Origin of the sequence: Streptomyces sp. NPDC006384, from assembly GCF_042870695.1 — a bacterium.
Classification (GTDB): domain Bacteria; phylum Actinomycetota; class Actinomycetes; order Streptomycetales; family Streptomycetaceae; genus Streptomyces.
Window position 1 is genome coordinate 99,413 of sequence record NZ_JBIAHR010000007.1, and the last position, 15,272, is coordinate 114,684.

The window sequence follows — 15,272 nt, forward strand, 5'->3', positions numbered from 1 at the left end:
TCCGCCCGCGGGTCACCCCGAGCAGGCCGTGCGCTGGGCCTCCTGCCATTCGCACCGGGGGCACAGGGTGATCCCCTTGTACGACTCGGGGTGCTCCGTCGGCTCCCGGCACAGCACGCACTCGGCGTACGGCGGGCCGTCGGCCAGGGGTGGCCGGGTCGCGTCGATCAGACAGTAGTCGTCGGTGCCCCGGTCGTCGTCGCTGCTCATGTCTCCAGCGTAGGACGGCGCGTGCCGTCCCGCGGAAGGGTCAGTGCCGTCCGTTCGCGGCGCCGATCAGCTCGGAGACCTTGACGAAGCGGTAGCCGCGTTCGCGCAGCTCGGGCACGATCGTGCGCACCGCCCGCTCGGTCGCCGGGGCGGCGCTGAGGGTGCAGTGCATGACGACGACCGACCCCGGGCGGACGCCGTCCAGGACCTGCCGGGCCACCGCGTCGGCGTCCGTCGCGAACGCGTCCCCGCTCACCACGTCCCACTGCACGGCGGTGACGCCCGCGGGGGTCAGCGCCTTCAGGGCCGCCTTGTCGTAGCAGCCGCCGGGGAAGCGGAAGTACGGCATCGGGTCCGGCACCCCGGCCTTCCTGAACGCCGTGTAGGCCCGTTCCACGTCCGTGCGCATCCGCTCCGGGGACACGGTGGGCAGGCCGTAGCAGCCGGACCGGTAGGCGTAGTGGCTGTAGGAGTGGTTGGCGATCTCGAAGCCGGGGTCGCGGCCGATGGCGCGGGCCTGTTCCGGGTACTCCTCGGCCCAGCGTCCGGTCATGAAGACGGTGGCCGGCACCTTCAGTTTCCGCAGGGTCGCGATCAGTCCGGGGTTGTCGAAGCGTTCGCCCGCCGCGGCCCGGGGGCCCTCGTCGGCGGTCATGTCGGCGTCGAAGGTCAGGGCGACGGTCCTGTCCCCGGTGCGCGGGCCGTGCTCGAAGACGGGGGTGTGGCCCGCCGGCCCGGGAGCGAGGGTGGGCGCCCCGGCGGGCTCGGCGGGCGCGGCGGGGCGGGACGCGGCGGCGGAGGGTGCGGACGGTGACGGTCGGGGCGTCTTCCCGGCCTCGGTCGTCCCGCAGGCGGCGAGGGCGACGGAGGCGGCGGTCAGGGCGCAGAGTGCGGTGGCGCGGCGTACGAGAGTGGTCACCGCACGAACGTATGAGCATGATGTTCGGCTTGTATGAATATGTGTCGTGTCGTGTCCGGGGGGTCACCCTCCCGGGTCAGATGTCCCGCCGCTCCAGCGGCTTGGTCGCCGGGCCCTGGATCACCGTGCCGTCCGTGGCGAAGCGGGACCCGTGGCAGGGGCACTCCCAGGCGCGCTCCGCCGCGTCGAAGGCGACCAGGCAGCCCAGGTGGGTGCAGCGCGGCGACAGCGCGTGCAGCGCGCCCGCCTCGTCCCGGTAGACCGCCAGCCGCTCGTCGCCGGTCCGGACGACGGCGCCCTCGCCGGGCGGCAGGGCGTCCACCGGCGGCGCGGGACGCAGCCGGTCCCCGACGAAGTGCCGGGCGACCTGTGCCTGCGCCTTGAGGAACGCCGGCGCCTCACGCACCGCCGTGCGCAGCCGCCGCGGGTCGTACAGTTCGCTCCACGCGCACTCCTCGCCGGTGATCAGCGCGGTCAGCAGCCGGCCCGCCATCATGCCGCCGCTCAGTCCCCAGCCGCCGAAGCCGGTCGCCACGTACGCGTGGCGCGCACCCTGGTGCAGCGGCCCCACCAGCGGCACGGTGTCCGTCGGGTCGATGTCCTGGGTGGCCCAGGACCAGGTGAGATCGACGCCCGGGAAGTGCTCGCCGGCCCAGGCGGACAGGCGCGCGAAACGCTCCCGGGTGTCGCCCGTGCCGGGGGTGAAGTGCTCACCGGTGACGATCAGCAGCCGGCGGCCCGTCTCGTCCAGCGGCGCCGTGCGCACCGAGCGGGTGTTCTCGTCCGGCGTGATGTACATGCCGTCCACGTCCCGGTCCGCCTCGACGCTCCCGGCGACGACCAGCTCGCGGCGCGGGGTGAGCCGGGTGAACAGCAGGGCCCGGTCGAAGATCGGGTAGTGGGTGGCGACCACGACGTCCCGGGCGGTGACCGTCGCCCCCGTGCCGGTGGACACGCGGCACGGCTCGCCCTCCTCCAGACCGTGCACGGTGGTGTTCTCGAAGATCCGCCCGCCGCGCCTCTCCAGGTCCGCGGCGAGGGCCAGCAGGTACTTGCGCGGATGGAACTGGGCCTGCCCGGTCACCCTGACGGCGCCCGCGACCGGGAACGGCAGCCCGGTCTCCGTCACGAACGACGCCGGCAGCCCCGCCTCCTTCGCGGCGGCGGCCTCGGCCCGCAGCTCGTCCACGCGGCCCGCGTCACGGACGTAGGTGTAGGCGTCGCGGGTCTCCCAGTCGCAGTCGACGCCCAGTTCCGCCGCCACCTCGGCGGCGTGCTCGATCGCCTCGGACTGCGAACGGGCGTACAGCCGGGCGGCCTTCGGGCCGCGGGTGCGGCGCAGCCTGTCGTAGACCAGCGTGTGCTGGGCGGTCAGCTTGGCGCTGGTGCGGCCGGTGACGCCGGCCGCGATCCGCCCCGCCTCCAGCACCGCCACGCTGCGCCCCGCGCGGGCCAGTTCCCAGGCGGTGCTCAGCCCGGCGACGCCGGCGCCGATCACGGCCACGTCGACGCCGAGGTCCTCCGTCAGGGCGGGGCGCGGCGCACCGCCCGGTGCCGTCCGAAGCCAGTACGAGCCGTCGGCCTGCGCTTTCTCCGTCATGCGGCCTCGGGTACCCCGTCGCCGGCGCTTCAGTGACCGGGCGGTGCGCCCTCGGCTACCTGCGCCAGGGGCCGGTCACCGCGAAGGTGGTGCCCGGGGTGTAGCAGTTGACGTACATGGTGTCGCCGTCGGGGGAGAAGGCGACACCGGCGAACTCGCCCCACTCGGGCTCGTCCTCCGTCCCGATGTTCTGCCGGCCGCGGGCCATCGCGTACACCTCGCCGCGCCGGGTCACGCCGTAGACGTGCTGGGCGCCGTCGCCGTCCTCGCAGACCATGAGGCCGCCGCTGGGCGCCAGGCAGATGTTGTCCGGGGACTCGCCGGGCAGCCGGACGTCGGTGTCGGGGCCGAAGACGATCACCAGGGTCAGGCGGCACCGGTCCGGGTCGTAGCGCCAGATCTGCCCGTAGTGGTCGCCCGCCGAGCCCTCGGCGCTGCGCGCGAAGGACGACACGAAGTACACGCTGCGCCCGCCCCAGTAGCAGCCCTCCAGCTTCTGCGCGTGGGTGACGCCGCCGCGGCCGAAGTCCTGGTGGCGGATCGGCGTCGTGGTGGCCAGCGGGTCGGGTACGTCGACCCACTCGACGCCGTCGAACCCGGTGCCCGTCTCCTGGATCGAGGACAGGTCGGGCACGCCGGGCACGCGCATCGCCTGGAGCCGGCCGCCCGCGCGCAGCGAGCCGGTGCCGCCCAGCGGCTTCTCGGGCAGGAAGCGGTAGAAGAGCCCGAAGGGCCGCTGGAAGGCGTCCTCCGTCTCGTAGACGACGCCCCGCTTCGGGTCCACGGCGACCGCCTCGTGCTGGAAGCGGCCCATCGCGGTCAGCGGCACCGCGCCGGTGCGGCGCGGGTCCGCCGGGTCGACCTCGAAGATGAAGCCGTGGTCCTTGGCGTAGCCGTTGGTGCCCGCCTTGTCCTCGGTCTCCTCGCAGGTCAGCCAGGTGTGCCAAGGGGTGGGGCCGCCCGCGCAGTTGACGGCCGTACCGGCGATCGCCACCCGCTCGTCGAGGACGCGGTTGCGGGAGTCCAGGGTCAGCGCCGTACAGCCGCCCTTGCCCGCCGGGTCGTACGTCAGTCCCTCGACCGTGGGGACGGGGATTCTGCCGGTGGCGCGGTTCTCGTGGTTGCGGACGAGGTGGACGCGGCCGCGGCTGCCGGGGAAGGCCGCCATGCCGTCGTGGTTGGACGGGACCAAGCCCTCGCCGGAGCGCATCCGCTCGCCCTCGCGGGACAGGACCCGGTAGCGGAATCCTTTCGGCAGGTCGAGCAGGCCGTCGGGGTCGGGGACCAGGGGGCCGTAGCCGGAGTGGCCGAGCGGCTGCGCGGCGGCGGTGCCCGCGAAGAGTTCGGAGAGGGCTCCGGTGAAGGCGATGCCGGCTCCGAGCGCACCGGAACGGGCCAGTACCTGACGTCGTGTTGCGGACATGGGGCAACCTTCCTGCTGGCGGACAGGACAGTGACCCCGCTGTGTCTATCACCTGGCAGGAGTCCCGGGAACCACGCGCGTAAGCACATGTCACCGCTTCCGCCGACGGCCCTCACCGCGCGACGGGCCGTTCCTGCGCCTTCTCCAGGAACCGCAGCAGCTCCACCGGGAAGGGCAGCACCAGCGTCGAGTTCTTCTCGGCGGCCACGGCCACCACCGTCTGCAGCAGCCGCAGTTGCAGCGCCGCGGGCTGCTCGGACATCTGCTCCGCCGCCTCGGCGAGCTTCCTCGACGCCTGCAGTTCGGCGTCGGCGTTGATGATCCGGGCCCGCCGCTCCCGGTCGGCCTCGGCCTGCCGCGCCATCGACCGCTTCATCGTGTCGGGCAGTGAGACGTCCTTGATCTCGACCCGGTCGATCTGCACGCCCCAGCCGACCGCCGGGCTGTCGATCATCAGCTCCAGGCCCTGGTTGAGTTTCTCCCGGTCGGAGAGCAGGTCGTCCAGGTCGCTCTTGCCGATGATCGACCGCAGCGAGGTCTGCGCCATCTGCGAGACGGCGAACCGGTAGTCCTCGACCTTGACGAGGGCGCTGGCCGCGTCGACCACCCGGAAGTACACGACCGCGTCGACCCGCACGGTCACGTTGTCGCGGGTGATGCCCTCCTGCGCGGGCACCGGCAGCGTGACGATCTGCATGTTGACCTTGTGCAGCCGGTCCACGAACGGGACCACCGTCGTGAACCCGGGCGGGCGCACGTCCCCCGCGAGCCGCCCGAGCCGGAAGACCACCCCGCGCTCGTACTGCTTGACGATCCGCGCCGCCGCGGCGACGTAGAGCACCCCGGCGCTTCCGGTGGCGGCCAGCGCGGTCAGCAGCTCCTGGAGCATGGCGGCCTCCTCGCCCAGAGGTCCGAATCAGCCGGAAGCCTGATTCGCCTGCTTATGCAACGATATGCCCGGTGTCCGTCCCGGGGCCATGCCCGGAACGGGCACCGGTCACATGCGCCGGGGGCGCCGGACAGGCGCTACGCCGGGACCCCGGCCCGCGCCGTGACCTTCACCGGGTCGGTGCCGGCCGCGCTGTGCCGCTCGGCCCAGTTCTCCAGCGCCGTACGGCAGGCGTGGTCCAGGTGGTGCAGACGGGACAGGTCCAGCTCGACCGGGCGGTCCTGCGGGAGCGCCTCCAGGTCCTCCAGTATCTTCGGCAGCCGCAGGAAGGTCGCGTTGCCCACCAGGTACGCCTGGACGGGACCGGCGCCCTTGTCGACGACCTCCAGCCGGAGGTGCGAGGTCTCCCACGCGGTCTTGGCCACGGACAGCGCCAGACCGATCAGCACGCCCTCGAACATGTTCACCGCGACGATCGACACGGCCGTGACCACCAGGATCAGCGCCTCGCCCCGGTGCCCGCGCCACAGCGACACGATGCCCCGGAACGGGATCAGCTTCCAGCCCGCGTGGACCAGGAGCCCGGCCAGCGCGGGCAGCGGGATCAGGGCCAGCGCGGACGGCAGCAGCGCGGCGAACAGCAGCAGCCACACGCCGTGCAGCACCCGGGACGCCTTGGTGCGCGCGCCGGCGCTCACGTTCGCGGAGCTGCGCACGATGACCGCGGTCATCGGCAGCGCGCCGAGCAGACCGCACACCGTGTTGCCCGCCCCCTGCGCCATCAGCTCCTTGTCGTACTCGGTGCGCGGGCCGGTGTGCAGCCGGTCCACCGCGGCGGCGCTGAACAGGCTCTCCGCCGAGGCGATCAGGGTGAAGGCGACGATCGTGCCGAGCAGGCCCACGTTCGCCAGCTCGCCGAAGGCGTCGGCGCCGGGCGGCTGGATCACGTCCAGCAGGCCGCTCACCTCGACGGTCGCGACCGACAGCCCGGACACCGCCGTGACGGCCGTCGCCAGGCCGACCGCGGCCAGTGCGCCCGGCACGGCCCGTGCCCGCTCCGGCAGCCGTTTCCACAGCACCATCACCGCGACGGTGCCCGCGCCGAGGGCGAGCGAGGTGAGCGCCTCGGTGCTGCCCAGCGCGTCGGCGGCGGCCCCGGGCAGCCCGATGATCTTGTCGATGCCGGAGGCGGGCGCCTCCAGCCCGGCCGCCGAGTACAGCTGGCCCGCGATCAGCACGAGGCCGATGCCGGCCAGCATGCCCTCGACGACCGAGAGCGAGATCGCCCGGAACCAGCGGCCCATCCTCAGGGCGCCCATCGCGAGCTGGATCAGCCCGGTGACCAGCACGATCACCCCGAGGGCGGCCAGTCCGTACGAGTCGACCGCGCCGAAGACCAGCACGGTCAGACCGGCGGCCGGACCGGACACCTGCAGACTGCTGCCCGGCAGGAGACCGGTGACCAGACCGCCCACGATGCCGGTGACCAGGCCGAGCTCGGCCGGCACCCCGGAGGCGACGGCGACGCCCACGCACAGCGGGAGGGCGACCAGGAACACGACGAGCGAGGCGGTGAGGTCCTGCCGCCAGTACGGGAACTTGGACATCGCGTTCACGGCGCTCCTCGCAGGGTCTCGAACGCGTCGGTGTCCGCGCGGTGCCCGCGCACGGTCCCGGCGTGGGCCGGCCAGTCGCGCACGGCGGGTACGGCAGGCACGGCGCTCAGGCCGTCGCCGCGCACCAGCGCGCCGACGGCGTACTCGGCGGTCGCCGGCTCGCCGCTGGGGCGTCCGGTGCCGTACGGCGGGACGATGCCGCCCGCGGTGCGCGGCTCGAAGAGCCGGCCGGGCCGGGCGCCCGTGATCAGGGCCGGGACGACCCGGGAGTCGGAGCAGGTGAGGAACAGGACTTCGGGCGACCGGCCTTCGGCGTGCCCGGCGAACTCCTCGGGGCGCCGGCCGAACGTGCGGGCATGGTCGATGAGGGACTGCATGATCAGGTCATTCCTCCTGGCGCGCAGTGGGGGCGCGTCGGACCGGTGTGGACGGAGCGGGGGGTGCTCCGTCGGTCAGCAGCGGAAGACCTGGAGGGCCGCGCGGGAGTGGTCCGCGGCGGATCTCGAGCGGCGCTCGTGCGCGCGGCCGGGCGGCACCGGACCGGGGGCGGTGGAGGCGTGCTGCGGGGACAGCGGACGCTCGGGAGCTCCGGGCTCGGGCGCCGTGGTGGCGCGGTGCCGGTCGCGGACGCGGGCGGGGCCGTGCGTGTTCCCGGAGTGTCCGGGCTCGTGACAGTCGACGGTCTCGTCGTACCGCGCCGTACCGGAGGGGACGGGGCCGGTGAACCCGGACTGGGTATTGGCCACGACGTCACGGCTCGTGTGCGCGGATGCGAAGGAAGGCGCGGGTGCGAAGAACTGGAGGGCGAACAGGACGGCGGCGAGGAACGGGAGCAGGGCACGGGCCGTCGTACCTCGGAACATGCGCCCCCCTCCTGGCGGTTCCCGCCTCACGCGCACATCAAGACTTGGTCAACGCCTGGTCAAGAAACACGTTAACCCCGCAAATGGATTTGCAGGGTCAACGGGGCGTCACGAGGCGAAGAGAGCCCGAAAATCGAGGGTCGGACGGCGAGAAACGGACGGTGCTCCGGGGCGCCGGGGGTGTCGGCGGTGCGTCAGTCCGCGTCGACGAGGCGCGCCGCGTCCCGGGCCAGGGCGGTGAGCCGGGAGATCGCCCGGAAGTACTTCTTGCGGTAGCCGCCCTTCAGCATCTCCTCGCTGAACAGCCGGTCGAAGGGCAGCCCCGAGGCCAGGACGGGCACCTCACGGTCGTAGAGCCGGTCGGCGAGGACGACGAGCCGCAGGGCCGTCGACTGGTCCGGCACCGGGCGGACGCCGGTGAGGCACACGGCCGAGACGCCGTCGGTCAGGGCGCCGTAGCGGCTGGGGTGGACGCGGGCCAGGTGGTCGAGGAGCGCGGGGAACGCGTCCAGGGACGCGCCGTCCGTCTGCCGCGCCGCCCGGGTCACCTGCTCGTCGGAGTAGGGCGCCGGGGCCTCGGGCAGGCCGCGGTGGCGGTAGTCCTCGCCGTCGATGCGCAGGGCGCGGAAGTGGGCCGACAGGCCCTGGATCTCGCGCAGGAAGTCGGCCGCCGCGAAGCGGCCCTCGCCGAGCTTGCCCGGCAGTGTGTTGGAGGTGGCGGCCAGCGCGACGCCGGCCTCCACGAGCCGGGCGAGCAGGGTGGAGACGAGGACCGTGTCACCCGGGTCGTCGAGCTCGAACTCGTCGATGCACAGGAGACGGTGCCCGGAGAGGGTCTGCACGGTCTGCTGGAAGCCGAGGGCGCCGACGAGGTTGGTCAGCTCGACGAAGGTGCCGAAGGCCTTGCGGGAGGGCTCGGCGGGGGTGGCGTGCCACAGGGAGGCCAGCAGGTGCGTCTTGCCGACGCCGTAACCGCCGTCGAGGTAGACGCCGCGGGGGCCGGCGGGGGGTTTGGGCGCCTTGCTCCGGCCGAAGCCGAGGAAGCCGCGCCTGCCGCCGCCCGTGCCGGGGGCCTCGCCCAGCCCGGCGGCGAAGCCCTCCAGGACCCGGACGGCCTCGCTCTGGCTGGGCTGGTTCGGGTCCGGGATGTACGTGCTGAAGCGCACCGAGTCGAAGCGCGGGGGCGGCACCATCTCGGCGACCAGGCGGTCGGCGGGGACGTGCGGCTCACGGGCGCACAGCGACAGCGGGGCCGCGCCGGCTATCGGGGTGGAGCCGGAGGGGGTGGAACCGGGGGCGGGGGAGGAGGACGACACGGTGGTCCATGGTAGGGCCTGTGCGGTGAGTGTCTGTGCCTGTGCCTGTGCCTGTGCCTGCAGCTGCGGGTGCCGGGTGCCGGGTGCGGTGCGGTGCGGTGGGGTGGGTGCCCGGTGTTTGCCGGGTGCCCGGTGCGGGGGTGGGGCGCGCGCTCGGCGCCGGCGGGGGGAGGGCGGGGTTTGCAGGGAGGCGGCGTGGAACACTGCTCGGCATGCGACGTCTGTTCCCTGTGACCGATCGGACAGCAGAGCGGGACTTTGCCGGGGCCGGCCGGGAGTGGAGCCTCGCCGAGCTGGCCGCCGCCTACGCGTACCCGGAGCCGGACGGCCGGACGGGGGCGTGGCTGCGGGCCAACATGGTCTCCACCCTCGACGGGGCCGCCCAGCACGACGGCCGCTCGCAGCCCATCTCCAGCGCGGCCGACATGCGGATCTTCGGCACCCTGCGCGCGCTCGCCGACGTGGTGATCGCCGGCGCCGAGACCGTACGGCAGGAGGGGTACCGGCCCGCACGCGCGCGTGCGGAGTTCGCGGAGCTGCGGCGGGCGGCCGGGCAGGGGCCGGCGCCGGCGATCGCGGTGGTCAGCGCGAGCCTGGAGCTGGACTTCTCCCTGCCGCTGTTCACCTCGCCGCTGGTCCCCACTCTCGTCCTGACCGGCGCCGCGGCGGCCCCGGACCGGGTGGCGGCCGCCGAGCGGTCCGGGGCCCGCGTCGTGATCGCCGGGGACGGCGTCGGGATCGACCCGGCCCGTGCCGTCGAGGCGCTCGCCGGGCTGGGGCACACCCGGCTGCTGACCGAGGGCGGTCCGCGGCTGCTGGGCCAGTTCGTGGCGGCCGGGGTCCTGGACGAGCTGTGCCTGACCGTCTCCCCGATGCTCACCGCGGGGGACGCGCAGCGGATCGCGGGCGGGCCCGCGGTCGAGGTGCCCCGGCGGTTCGCGCTGGCGTCCCTGCTGGAGGAGGAAGGTTTCCTCTTCAGCCGTTACCGGCGCGACTGAGGCGCGGCCGGGACGGGCCCGGGGCGCGGCCGGGGCGCGGCCGGGACGGTCCGGCGCGGGCCGTACAGAGGTTCGAGCGTTAGCGCGCAGCCGGGAACCATATGCGGAATCAATCGTTCCGTTCCGGCCGTGCCGGGCAGACTGAATCCGGCAGTACCCGTGCGATCACGGGGAAGGATGGTTTCTGCAGGTTCCGGCAAGCCTGCGGAGGGCGGGCCCGCGGGCCCCCGAGGAAAGGGCGCCTGGTGTTCACGAGCGTTTTGATGATTGAGAAGGCACTGACGTCCGCCGACGTGGAGTTCGTCACCACCCTGCACGGCGACGAGGAGGTCGCCTTCCACGTGCTGCTCCAGCCGCGCGGCGACCAGGCCGACCGGCTGCTGCGGGCCATCGACGACATCGCGCTCGGCGAGCTCGACGACGCCGTGCGCGAGGGGGAGACCCCGGAGGGCGAGGAGGCGCTCAGCGTCGGGCAGCGGGCACTGGAGGTGTCCCTGGCGGCCCTGCGCGCCTCCGGCGCCTCGGCCGTGGGCAGCCTGATCGAGGACCACCCGCTGGACGCGCTCAAGTCCCTCGTCCAGGAGACCGGCGCCGACGAGGTGATCGTCCTGACCGACCCGCACTACGTGGAGGAGTTCTTCCACCGGGACTGGGCCTCCCGGGCACGGCACAAGGTCGGCGTACCGGTCCTGAAACTGTTCTCCCACAGCAAGGCATAGGCTGGGGCCGCGCCCCCGGCGGGGGCGCGCTCACCGCCGTACCGGACGCCGGCGTCCGCCGGCATCCACGTCGTACCCACCCGTGACACCTCTGGGGAGAACAGCGCATGGCACCCGGCCTTCCTACCGCCATGGACCGACCGCACTTCATCGGCATCGGCGGCGCCGGGATGTCGGGCATCGCCAAGATCCTCGCCCAGCGCGGGGCCGCGGTGGCGGGCAGCGACGCCAGGGACTCCGCCACCGCCGAGGCGCTGCGCGCCCTGGGCGCCACCGTGCACATCGGGCACGCCGCGGAGCACCTCGCCGACGACGCGAGCTGTGTCGTCGTCTCCTCGGCGATCCGCGAGGACAACCCGGAGCTGGCCCGCGCGGCCGAGCTCGGGATCCCGGTCGTGCACCGTTCCGACGCCCTCGCCGCCCTGATGGAGGGCCTGCGCCCGCTCGCGGTGGCCGGCACCCACGGCAAGACCACCACCACCTCCATGCTGGCGGTCTCGCTGTCCGAGCTGGGCCTGGCCCCGTCGTACGCGATCGGCGGCGACCTGGACGCGCCCGGCTCCAACGCCCTGCACGGCGACGGCGAGATCTTCGTCGCCGAGGCCGACGAGAGCGACCGCAGCTTCCACAAGTACGCCCCCGAGGTCGCCATCGTCCTCAACGTGGAGCTGGACCACCACGCCAACTACGCGTCGATGGACGAGATCTACGAGTCCTTCGAGACCTTCGCCGGGAAGATCGTGCCCGGCGGCACGCTGGTGATCTCCGCCGACCACGAGGGCGCCCGGGAGCTGACGCGCCGGCTGGCCGGCTCGGTGCGGACGGTGACGTACGGCGAGGCCGAGGACGCCGACGTACGCGTCCTGTCGGTCGTCCCGCAGGGCCTGAAGAGCGAGGTCACCGTGGTGATGGACGGCACCGAGCTGACCTTCGCCGTCTCCGTCCCCGGCCGCCACTACGCCCACAACGCCGTCGCCGCCCTCGCCGCCGGCGCCGCCCTCGGCGTCCCCGCCGCCGAGCTGGCCCCCGCCCTCGCCGCGTACACCGGCGTCAAGCGGCGCCTCCAGCTCAAGGGCGAGGCGGCGGGCGTGCAGGTCGTCGACTCCTACGCCCACCACCCCACCGAGATGACGGCCGACCTGGAGGCCATGCGCGCCGCGGTCGGCGACGCCCGCATCCTGGTCCTCTTCCAGCCGCACCTGTTCTCCCGCACCCAGGAGCTCGGCAAGGAGATGGGCCAGGCGCTCGCCCTGGCCGACGCGTCGGTGGTCCTCGACATCTACCCGGCCCGCGAGGACCCGATCCCCGGTGTCACCAGCGAGCTGATCATCGAGGCCGCCCGGGCGGCGGGCGCGGACGTCACGCCGGTCCACGACAAGGAGACGGCGCCGGCGGTGGTCGCGGGAATGGCGAAGGCCGGTGATCTCGTTCTCACCATGGGCGCGGGCGACGTCACCGACCTCGGACCGCGCATCCTGACCGAACTCGCGAAGGACTGAGAACTCATGGCGTACGACGTCGAGAAGCCGGACGAGCAGTGGCGGGCGGAACTGGCACCGGCCGAGTACGCCGTGCTGCGCCAGGCCGCCACGGAGCCCGCCTTCACCGGTGAGTACACCGACACCACGACCAGAGGTGTCTACTCCTGCCGTGCCTGCGGCGCCGAGCTGTTCACCTCGGAGACGAAGTTCGCCTCGCACTGCGGCTGGCCGTCCTTCTTCGACCCGAAGGACACCGACGCGGTCGAGCTGATCGAGGACCGCTCCCACGGGATGGTGCGCACCGAGGTGCGCTGCGCCCGCTGCGGTTCGCACCTCGGGCACGTCTTCGAGGGCGAGGGGTATCCGACCCCGACCGACCAGCGGTACTGCATCAACAGCATCGCGCTGCGGCTGACGCCCGCGGAGGGCTGACGCCGCACGCCGGGGAACGCCCGGGCGGGGCTCACGGTGAATTCCGTGGGCCCCGCCGCCGTGTTCGCGAAGGGGCCGGGCGGAACGCCGGTGTGAACTCCCGGGCCGGGGGAAGGAGTCGCCCGAACCGGAGGGCCTCGCGAAGCCGCCGTCTACACTCGACCGGCGACGGCCCCACCGACCGTGGCCGGAGCGGGCAGCTTCTGCCAGACCCGAAGGGCATTCGGCGCTTTGATACGGATGGAATCAGTCACCAAGCGGTATCCGGACGGCACGGTGGCGGTCGACCGGCTGTCGCTGGAGATCCCGGACCGCTCGATCACCGTCCTCGTCGGCCCCTCGGGCTGCGGCAAGACGACGACCCTCCGCATGATCAACAGGATGGTCGAGCCGACCGAGGGCACCATCCTCCTCGACGGCACGGACATCCAGCGCCGGCCGGTCACCGAACTGCGCCGGTCCATGGGGTACGTCATCCAGAACGCCGGTCTCTTCCCGCACCGGACGATCCTCGACAACATCGCCACCGTGCCCCGCATGCTCGGCTGGGGCAAGCAGAAGTCCCGTGCGCGGGCGGCCGAGCTGATGGAACGGGTCGGACTCGACACCTCCCTCGGCAAGCGGTACCCGTACCAGCTCTCCGGCGGCCAGCAGCAGCGCGTCGGTGTGGCACGGGCCCTCGCCGCCGACCCGCCGGTACTCCTCATGGACGAGCCCTTCTCGGCCGTCGACCCCGTGGTGCGCAAGGGGCTGCAGGACGAACTCCTCCGGATCCAGGAGGAATTGGGCAAGACCATCGTCTTCGTCACGCACGACATCGACGAGGCCGTCAAGCTCGGCACCATGGTCGCGGTGATGCGCACCGGCGGCCGGCTCGCCCAGTACGCGACACCCGCCGATCTGCTCTCCGACCCCGCGGACGCCTTCGTCGAGGACTTCCTCGGCGCCGACCGCGGCATCCGCCGGCTGTCCTTCTTCCCTTCCGCCGCGCTGGAGCTGACGACCGACGCCGTCGTCCCGGTCGACGCCGGCGCCGAACGCCTCGCCGTGCCGGACGTCCCCTACCTCCTCGTCACCGACGCCGACGGAAGGCCCCTCGGCTGGGGCGAGCCGCACGACCTGACCGCCGGGAGCATCACGCCGGACGTCCTCCTGCCGTACGGGCGGCCGTTCGTCCCCGGCACCGACTCGCTGCGGGCCGCCCTCGACTGCGCGGTGCTCTCGCCCACCGGCTGGGCCGTCGCCGTGGACACCGACGGACGGGTGACCGGCGTCGTCTCCCAGCAGACCATCGGCGAGGCCATCCGCAGCGCCCACGCCGCGGGCCGCTCCGGCGCCGTGCCGGAGGGCGACGCGGAGACCGGCGACGTGAAGGCCGATGACGTGAAGGCCGCCTCGTGAACGGCTTCTTCGACATCCCGAGCGACCTGCAGAACACGTACGCCGGACTGATCGGCCTGCACCTGCGCGAGGCGCTGCTGCCGGTCCTGGCCGGGCTGCTGCTCGCGCTGCCCCTCGCCCAGCTCTGCGTGCGCTTCCGCTGGCTGTACCCGCCCGTGCTCGGCGTGACCACCGTGTTCTACGCCGTCCCGTCGCTGGCCGTCTTCGTCGTCCTCATCGACTACACCGGCCAGACCGAGCTGACGGTGATGATCCCGCTGGCCGTCTACAGCCTGGTCGTACTCGTCCCGGCCATCGTCGACGGCGTGCGGTCCGTGCCCCGGGAGACCCTGGCCGCCGCCACCGCCATGGGCTTCGGACCCGTACGGCGCTACCTCCAGGTGCAGTTGCCGATCGCCGTGCCCGCGATCCTCGCCGGGCTCCGGGTGGCCACCGCCTCCAGCATCTCCCTGGTCAGCGTCGGCGCCCTGATCGGCAACCAGGGCGCCCTCGGCAACCTGCTCGCGGACGCCCAGAAGTACGGCCGGCCCGAACTCGCCGTCAACTCGGTCCTCACGACGGCCGTCCTGGCCATCGCGTGCGACGCGGCCCTGGTCCTCGCCCGCACGTTGCTGACCCCGTGGATGCCGCGCGGCACCCGCCCGCGGCGCGCCGCCGAAGCCGCCGCGGGTCCGGCCGATCCGGCCGATCCGGCCGGACGGCCCGCGGTGAAGAAGGAGGCGGCCCGGTGAACGTGCTGGACTTCGCCCACGCCTTCTTCAGCGACAGCGCCCACTGGCACGGCTACGACGGCATCCCGCAACGCCTGCTGGAACACGTCCGGTACACGCTCCTCGCACTCGCCCTCGCCGCCGCGATCGGCCTGCCCGCCGGACTGCTCACCGGGCACACCGGCCGGGGCGGCAACGCCGTCGCCTTCATCGCCACCGCCGCCCGCGCCCTGCCGAGCTTCGGCCTGCTGGTGCTGATCGCGGTCGTGGTGGGCATCGGCCTGCTGCCCGTGATGATCCCGCTGGTGGTGCTCGCCGTCCCGCCGATCCTGGTCACCACCTACGAGGCGGTCCGCTCCGTCGACCCCGCCCCGGTGGACGCCGCGCGGGGCCTGGGCATGCACGAGACGCGCATCCTGTTCCAGGTCGAACTGCCGGTCGCCCTGCCGCTGGTGCTCAGCGGACTGCGCTCGGCGGCCGTCCAGGTCGTCTCGACGGCGACCATCGCCGCGTACGTCAGCCTGGGCGGGATCGGCCGGTACATCATCGACGGGCTCTACCAGCGCGACTACGAGAAGGTGGTCGGCGGCGCCACTCTGGTGGCCCTCCTGGCGCTGGCCACGCTCGCCCTGTTCTGGGCGGCGGGCCGGCTCGTGGTGTCGCCGGGGGTACGACGGCGCTGACGTCCCCGGCCG

The 15,272-nt window shown here is 73.4% G+C and carries 15 protein-coding genes and 1 pseudogene; 7 read left to right on the top strand and 9 right to left on the bottom strand.

Translation table 11 applies throughout. The annotated features are described in order from the left end of the window. Positions 1-12 precede the first annotated feature (12 nt). The 9 genes and pseudogenes from ACFYOJ_RS11280 to zapE form a co-directional block, all read right to left on the bottom strand. Positions 13-210 carry a hypothetical protein gene (locus tag ACFYOJ_RS11280; RefSeq protein ID WP_356551672.1) on the bottom strand — a complete coding sequence of 66 codons (198 nt, stop codon included), beginning with the start codon at positions 208-210 and terminating at the stop codon, positions 13-15. Positions 211-250: 40 nt separating this feature from the next. Next, positions 251-1,129, bottom strand: a complete 879-nt coding sequence (locus tag ACFYOJ_RS11285; RefSeq protein ID WP_356551674.1) for a polysaccharide deacetylase family protein — start codon at positions 1,127-1,129, stop codon at positions 251-253. A gap of 76 nt (positions 1,130-1,205) precedes the next feature. Then, positions 1,206-2,729, bottom strand: a complete 1,524-nt coding sequence (locus tag ACFYOJ_RS11290; RefSeq protein ID WP_356551676.1) for an FAD-dependent oxidoreductase — start codon at positions 2,727-2,729, stop codon at positions 1,206-1,208. Positions 2,730-2,784: 55 nt separating this feature from the next. Continuing rightward, entirely contained in the window at positions 2,785-4,152 is a 1,368-nt protein-coding gene (locus ACFYOJ_RS11295) for a PhoX family protein (RefSeq protein WP_356551678.1), read from the bottom strand. A 112-nt stretch (positions 4,153-4,264) separates the two neighbouring features. Further along, positions 4,265-5,041 (bottom strand): slipin family protein, encoded by a 777-nt coding sequence (locus ACFYOJ_RS11300; RefSeq protein WP_356551679.1) that lies wholly within the window; start codon positions 5,039-5,041, stop codon positions 4,265-4,267. A gap of 137 nt (positions 5,042-5,178) precedes the next feature. Then, entirely contained in the window at positions 5,179-6,648 is a 1,470-nt protein-coding gene (locus ACFYOJ_RS11305; RefSeq protein WP_356551903.1) for a SulP family inorganic anion transporter, read from the bottom strand. A 68-nt stretch (positions 6,649-6,716) separates the two neighbouring features. Beyond that, positions 6,717-7,034, bottom strand: a pseudogene (locus tag ACFYOJ_RS11310) (carbonic anhydrase); the annotation flags it as partial. 75 nt (positions 7,035-7,109) lie between these two features. After that, entirely contained in the window at positions 7,110-7,520 is a 411-nt protein-coding gene (locus tag ACFYOJ_RS11315) for a hypothetical protein (RefSeq protein WP_356551683.1), read from the bottom strand. A gap of 194 nt (positions 7,521-7,714) precedes the next feature. Beyond that, positions 7,715-8,836, bottom strand: coding sequence for a cell division protein ZapE (gene zapE, locus ACFYOJ_RS11320; protein WP_356551685.1), 1,122 nt, complete (start codon positions 8,834-8,836; stop codon positions 7,715-7,717). A 212-nt stretch (positions 8,837-9,048) separates the two neighbouring features. Here zapE and ACFYOJ_RS11325 point away from each other — a divergent pair, with 212 nt between their 5' ends. The 7 genes from ACFYOJ_RS11325 to ACFYOJ_RS11355 all read left to right on the top strand — a co-directional run bounded on the left by ACFYOJ_RS11325 (position 9,049) and on the right by ACFYOJ_RS11355 (position 15,260). Next, entirely contained in the window at positions 9,049-9,834 is a 786-nt protein-coding gene (locus ACFYOJ_RS11325; protein ID WP_356551686.1) for a pyrimidine reductase family protein, read from the top strand. Positions 9,835-10,097: 263 nt separating this feature from the next. Next, positions 10,098-10,553 (top strand): indole-3-glycerol phosphate synthase, encoded by a 456-nt coding sequence (locus ACFYOJ_RS11330; RefSeq protein WP_356551687.1) that lies wholly within the window; start codon positions 10,098-10,100, stop codon positions 10,551-10,553. A 107-nt stretch (positions 10,554-10,660) separates the two neighbouring features. Then, positions 10,661-12,052 (top strand): UDP-N-acetylmuramate--L-alanine ligase, encoded by a 1,392-nt coding sequence (murC, locus tag ACFYOJ_RS11335; protein WP_356551688.1) that lies wholly within the window; start codon positions 10,661-10,663, stop codon positions 12,050-12,052. 6 nt (positions 12,053-12,058) lie between these two features. Then, positions 12,059-12,466, top strand: coding sequence for a peptide-methionine (R)-S-oxide reductase MsrB (msrB, locus tag ACFYOJ_RS11340; protein WP_356551690.1), 408 nt, complete (start codon positions 12,059-12,061; stop codon positions 12,464-12,466). A gap of 231 nt (positions 12,467-12,697) precedes the next feature. Then, on the top strand, positions 12,698-13,867 hold the full coding sequence (locus tag ACFYOJ_RS11345; protein ID WP_356551692.1) for an ABC transporter ATP-binding protein: 1,170 nt from the start codon (positions 12,698-12,700) through the stop codon (positions 13,865-13,867). Continuing rightward, the gene (locus tag ACFYOJ_RS11350) at positions 13,864-14,598 is read left to right on the top strand and encodes an ABC transporter permease subunit (protein WP_356551694.1); all 735 of its coding nucleotides are present in this window, start codon (positions 13,864-13,866) and stop codon (positions 14,596-14,598) included. Before ACFYOJ_RS11345 ends, ACFYOJ_RS11350 begins: the two co-directional genes overlap by 4 nt. Beyond that, complete coding sequence (locus tag ACFYOJ_RS11355) at positions 14,595-15,260, top strand: ABC transporter permease (RefSeq protein ID WP_356551696.1); 666 nt, start codon at positions 14,595-14,597, stop codon at positions 15,258-15,260. Before ACFYOJ_RS11350 ends, ACFYOJ_RS11355 begins: the two co-directional genes overlap by 4 nt. The last annotated feature ends 12 nt before the right edge of the window (positions 15,261-15,272 follow it).

Coding starts and splice junctions, on each gene's coding strand:
- murC (WP_356551688.1), top strand. CDS start 10,661: ATGGCACCCGGCCTTCCTACCGCCATGGACCGACCGCACTTCATCGGC.
- ACFYOJ_RS11295 (WP_356551678.1), bottom strand. CDS start 4,152: ATGTCCGCAACACGACGTCAGGTACTGGCCCGTTCCGGTGCGCTCGGA.
- msrB (WP_356551690.1), top strand. CDS start 12,059: ATGGCGTACGACGTCGAGAAGCCGGACGAGCAGTGGCGGGCGGAACTG.
- ACFYOJ_RS11325 (WP_356551686.1), top strand. CDS start 9,049: ATGCGACGTCTGTTCCCTGTGACCGATCGGACAGCAGAGCGGGACTTT.
- ACFYOJ_RS11305 (WP_356551903.1), bottom strand. CDS start 6,648: ATGTCCAAGTTCCCGTACTGGCGGCAGGACCTCACCGCCTCGCTCGTC.
- ACFYOJ_RS11330 (WP_356551687.1), top strand. CDS start 10,098: ATGATTGAGAAGGCACTGACGTCCGCCGACGTGGAGTTCGTCACCACC.
- ACFYOJ_RS11290 (WP_356551676.1), bottom strand. CDS start 2,729: ATGACGGAGAAAGCGCAGGCCGACGGCTCGTACTGGCTTCGGACGGCA.
- ACFYOJ_RS11280 (WP_356551672.1), bottom strand. CDS start 210: ATGAGCAGCGACGACGACCGGGGCACCGACGACTACTGTCTGATCGAC.
- ACFYOJ_RS11300 (WP_356551679.1), bottom strand. CDS start 5,041: ATGCTCCAGGAGCTGCTGACCGCGCTGGCCGCCACCGGAAGCGCCGGG.
- ACFYOJ_RS11315 (WP_356551683.1), bottom strand. CDS start 7,520: ATGTTCCGAGGTACGACGGCCCGTGCCCTGCTCCCGTTCCTCGCCGCC.